Raw genomic sequence first — 997 nt, 5'->3', positions numbered from 1 at the left:
ACCCGGCCGCGGCCCGAAGCCCGCGAAGGGCGCGGCGCCGCAGACGTCCGCTCCGGCGGAAGCCGGTGCGACGGCGCTGTACGAGAACCTGACGACGTGGAATTTCGGCAAGCTCCCCGAGCTGCTGGAAATCCGCCGGCGCGGCCAGACGCTGTACGGCTACCCGGCGCTCGTCGATCGCGGCACGCATTGCGACGTCGAGGTGTTCGATTCGCCGGAGGAGGCCGCGCGCATCCACCGGGCCGGCCTGCGGCGGCTGTTCGCGCTGCAGCTGAAGGAGCCGATCAAGTTCCTCGAGAAGAACCTGCCGGGCCTGCGCGAGATGGCGATGCAGTACATGTCGCTCGGCACGCAGGACGAATTGCGCGACCAGCTGATCGACACGGCGCTCGACCGCGCGTGCCTGCAGGACCCGCTGCCCGACGACGACGCGAGCTTCCACGCGCGCCGTGACGAGGGCCGAAGCCGCCTGAACCTGCTCGCGCAGGAAATCGCGCGGCTGGTCGGGCAGGTCCTGGCCGAATACGCGGGTCTCGTGAAGAAGCTCGCGCAGGCGAAGCCGTTCGCGCAGGCGCATGCGGACCTGCAGCAGCAGCTCGCCGCGCTGGTCGGCAAGCGCTTCGTGATCGATACGCCCTACGCGCAACTCGCGCACTTCCCGCGCTACCTGAAGGGCATCGCGCTGCGGATCGACAAGCTGAAGGCCGATCCGGCGCGCGACGCGAAGCAGTCGGCCGACCTGCTGCCGCTCGCCCAGCAGTACCAGCGCGCGGTGTCGCAGCGCGGCGGCGTCGCCGATCCGCGGCTCGCGGAATTCCGCTGGCTGCTCGAGGAATTGCGGATTTCGCTGTTCGCGCAGGAACTGCGCACGCCGATGCCTGTCTCTGTCAAGCGTCTGCACAAGGTCTGGGAGTCGATGCAGCGCTAGCGCAACATCGGCTTCCCGGGCTCCGCGCCGGCGGCGGGCCCCGGCCGGCCGCGCGGCGCTTGCCGGGCC

1 protein-coding gene is annotated in these 997 nt (G+C 70.7%); it reads left to right on the top strand.

Annotated features, from left to right (window positions below):
* Positions 1-928, top strand: a 928-nt coding sequence (locus tag DPV74_RS41530; RefSeq protein WP_119339296.1) for a DUF3418 domain-containing protein, incomplete at its 5' end; no start/stop codon positions are given.
* Positions 929-997 lie beyond the last annotated feature (69 nt).

The sequence above is a fragment of the Burkholderia sp. HAN2018 genome (genome assembly GCF_024704855.1).
GTDB classification, from domain to species: Bacteria; Pseudomonadota; Gammaproteobacteria; order Burkholderiales; family Burkholderiaceae; genus Burkholderia; species Burkholderia cepacia.
This window is presented reverse-complemented; position numbering and strand designations above follow the sequence as displayed.